Source organism: Actinosynnema sp. (genome assembly GCF_052038725.1).
In genome coordinates, this window is record NZ_JBQGCX010000052.1 from 1 (window position 1) to 3,536 (window position 3,536).

Consider the following 3,536-nt stretch of genomic DNA (forward strand, 5'->3'; position numbering starts at 1 on the left):
GACCCGGTCGCGGGGCCCCGTCTCAGGTCAGCCCGCGCACCAGCGCGAGCACCGAGTCCCTGACCTCGGCCAGCTCCCGCTCCGGCTGGAACACCTGCCAGTCCAGCGCCACCACCAGCAGCGTGCCGAACAGCGCCGCCGACGCCGTGCCCACCTGCACCCCGTCGGGCAGCCGACCCAGGTCGGCCAGCCGCTGCACCTGCGCCCGCACGATCGACACGATGTCGTCCCGCAGCAGGCTGAGCGTCCCGTGCCACTGCCCCGGCGTGCGCCACAGCTCGCTCACCAGCAGCTGCGCGAACGCCGGGTACTCGCCGAAGAACCCCAGCATCCCCTCGACCAGCGCGGCCACGGCCTCCGGCGGCTCGGCGTCCTCCGAGACCCGCAGCCGCTCCGCCAGCAGGTCGACGCCGTGCCGCAGCATGGCGTCCACCAGCGCGTCCTTGCTGCCGAAGTTGTAGTACACGGTGCCCTTGGCGACCCCGGCCCCCGCGGCGATCTCGTCCACCGTGACGCCCGCCGCGCCGCGCTCCCCGACCAGCCGCAGCGCCGCGTCGAACAGCTTCTGCTTGGTCGCCGCCGTGCGGCGGGGTCGGGTGGCCTGCGGCCTGCCCGGCGAGGCGGCGGCGGTCACAGCACGAGTTCCGGCTTGAGGCGAGAGGGCGTCCACACCCGCTGCTTGTACGCGGCCAGCGTCGACAGGGCAAGCGCCCCGACCAGGTAGCAGCCCAGCACGGTCGCGTCCGACCACACCGGTCCCAGCTCGCCGCCGTACATCAGGTGCCGCAGCCCGTCGACGGCGTAGCTCATCGGCAGCCCGTGGTGCAGCGGGTACAGCGGCTCGGGGATGGTCTGCCACGGGAACGTGCCGCCCGCGCTGACCAGCTGCAGGATCAGCATGACCAGCCCCAGGAACTTGCCGACCGCGCCGAGCAGCGCGTTGAGCGCGTGCAGCACGGCCACGAACGTCGCCGACGCCAGGAACAGGAACAGCAGCGCCCCCACCGGGTGGCTGGGCCGGATGTCGACGACCAGCGTCACCACCGAGTACATGACCACGACCTGCGCCACGCCCAGCAGCGCCCCCGGCAGCCACCCGCCGAGCGCCACCCGCACCGCCGCCTGCCCGGACGCCAGCCCGCGCCGCGACAGTGGGCGCAGCAGCAGGAACAGCACGAACGCGCCGATCCAGGTGGCCAGGCTCAGGAAGAACGGGGCGAGGCCCGCGCCGTAGCTGCCCGCCGTGGTCTGGCTGACCCCGCGCACGGTCACCGGGTCGCCGATGGTGCCCGCCGTGGACTCGCGCGTCGGGTCGTCGGGGTGCGGGATCTGCTCGGCGCCCTCGGTCAGCCCGGACCTGAGCTGCTCGGTCCCGTCCACGAGCTTCTGCTCGCCCTCGCGCAGCGACCCGGCGCCGTCCCGGACCTGGCCCGCGCCGCCGGAGAGCTGCTTCGCGCCGTCGTCCAGCTTGCCGATCGCGCCGGTCAGCGCGGGCGTGCTGGAGGCGAGCTTCGCGGCCCCGTCGGAGACCTTCTTCGCGCCGTTCGCCAGGGTCCGCAGCTGACCGGCGGTGTCCTGGACCTTGGTGTTCGCGTCGTTCACGGGTGTGCGCACGGTCCCGAGCACGGTCTCCACCTGCTGCACCTGCTCGTCGGTGAACCCACGCTCGCGCAGCCGCGCCACCAGGTCGGCGTCGGCCTTGCCGAGGTCCGCGACGAGGGTCCGGGCCTCGGCGGCGTCCTGCTCGGCGGTCTTCGCGGCCTGCTCCGTGCCGTCCGAGACCTGCTTGGCCCCGTCCGCGAGCTGCTGCGCCGAGCGCGGCAGGTCGGAGGTGCTGCTGCGCAGCTGCCCGGTGCCGCTCGCCAGCTCGGCCGCGCCGCTGGCCAGGGTCCCGGTGCCGTCGGCGAGCTTCTGCGCGCCGTCCAGCGCGGTCCGCTGCCCGTCGGCCAGCTCGGTCGCGCCCCTCGCGGCCTGCTCGGTCTTCTCCCGCACGGTCGAGAAGCCCAGCAGGAACCGGTCGGCGGCCTGCGTGCCGACCTTCGCCGACACCGAGCGGCGCACCTCGGACACCACCTGGTTCGCGATCGTGCTGCCCAGGTAGTTGTTGGCGTCGTTGGTGGTGAGCACGAGCACGCCCTGGCGCGGGGTGAACCGGCCGGACGAGGTCAGCGCCTGCGAGAAGTCCTCGGGCAGGGTCAGCGCGAACGCGTACTCGCCGTCGCGCACGCCCCGCTCGGCGTCGTCCTCGCCCACCTCGCGCCAGTCGAACCTGTGGCCGCGCAGCAGCTCGTCGGCGACCTCGCGCCCGGCGTTCTCGGTGGCGCCGGAGCCGTCGTCGGAGCCCCGGTCGGCGACGACCAGCGCGGCGGGCAGGTTGTCCAGGTGCGAGTACGGGTCCTTGTTGGCGTACAGGTACATCGACGCGTACAGCAGCGGCACCAGGGCGAGCGCCACCACGGCTAGCCTGGGCAGCCTGCCCGAGGTGACGCGGCGCAGCTCGTTCAGCGCCATGCGCAGGGAGGTCACAGCTCGTTCTCCGACTGGGTCTGGGGGGAGTTGTCGGCGCCCAGGCGCGCGGCGGGCACGCCCAGCAGCGCGGCGGAGGCGGTCGTGCACAGCACTACGACGGACCGCTCCGGGGTCGCGCGCTCGCGCGCCAACGCCCACCAGGCGGCCGGGTCGGGGTGGTGCCGGTCGGGGGAGTCCAGGACGAGGGTGTCCACGCCGGGGCGCTCGGCGGCCAGCTCCAGCAGCAGGGCGCAGCGCACGGCGGCGGGGACGTTCTCGAAGCGGGCGGCGGCCCAGTGGTCGGCGTGCTGGGCGGCGAGCCAGTCGTGCACGGCCTTGCGCCCGCTGGGCCTGCGGTTGACCGCGAGCTCCTCGCCGACCACGGCGGCCAGCGACAGCGCGGGCTCGGGCGCGGTCACGTCGGGCGAGTCGACCAGGGCGACCCTGGCGCGCAGCTCGCGGGCGGGCACGTCGACCTCGCCGGTGCTCGGCTTCATCCGACCGGAGACGACCAGCGCGAACGCGGTGTGCCCGTCACCGGGGTCGCCCGCCACCAGCAGCGGCTCGCCGGGGGTGATGGCGAGGCTGGTGGGGCGCAGCAGTGGGCCGTGGGCGCCGGTGACGCCGACGCGCCGGGCGTTGATCCGCACCGGGACCTCCTATTTAAACTGACCGGTCAGTTCAAATAGTGCGACCGGGGAGGGGCCTCTGGCAAATCGGACGGGTGTGATCTGCCACCGAGGGCTACGGCGGGTGCACAGGGTTCCTGAGGGTGACCGAGCGCGAGCGCGGAAACGCCCGGACGTGCGGAAACCCCGGAAAACCGGCGAAAGCGACAGCGCTCGACGGGGCAGGCGCGCCTGGCCGGCCGGACGTGGCCGGCGTGCCCGGTGCGACGACGCGGGGAACGCGAGTGGCGTCAGGCGCGGCGGGATGGGCGAGGGACGAGGCGCAGGGGTGCTGAACACAGGGGGCTGAACACGGGGTGCTGAACGCGGGGTGTTGAACGCGGGGTGCGAGGCGCGAAA

3 protein-coding genes are annotated in these 3,536 nt (G+C 74.3%); all 3 read right to left on the reverse strand.

Annotated features, from left to right (window positions below):
- Positions 1–22 precede the first annotated feature (22 nt).
- From ACTUAL_RS01010 to ACTUAL_RS01020, 3 genes are read right to left on the reverse strand one after another with little or no spacing between them, the layout of a single operon-like run.
- Positions 23–634 (reverse strand): TetR/AcrR family transcriptional regulator, encoded by a 612-nt coding sequence (locus tag ACTUAL_RS01010; protein ID WP_015804230.1) that lies wholly within the window; start codon positions 632–634, stop codon positions 23–25.
- Positions 631–2,526, reverse strand: coding sequence for a YhgE/Pip family protein (locus tag ACTUAL_RS01015; protein ID WP_440898932.1), 1,896 nt, complete (start codon positions 2,524–2,526; stop codon positions 631–633). Before ACTUAL_RS01015 ends, ACTUAL_RS01010 begins: the two co-directional genes overlap by 4 nt.
- On the reverse strand, positions 2,523–3,158 hold the full coding sequence (locus tag ACTUAL_RS01020; protein ID WP_096496344.1) for a hypothetical protein: 636 nt from the start codon (positions 3,156–3,158) through the stop codon (positions 2,523–2,525). Before ACTUAL_RS01020 ends, ACTUAL_RS01015 begins: the two co-directional genes overlap by 4 nt.
- Between the last annotated feature and the right edge of the window lie 378 nt (positions 3,159–3,536).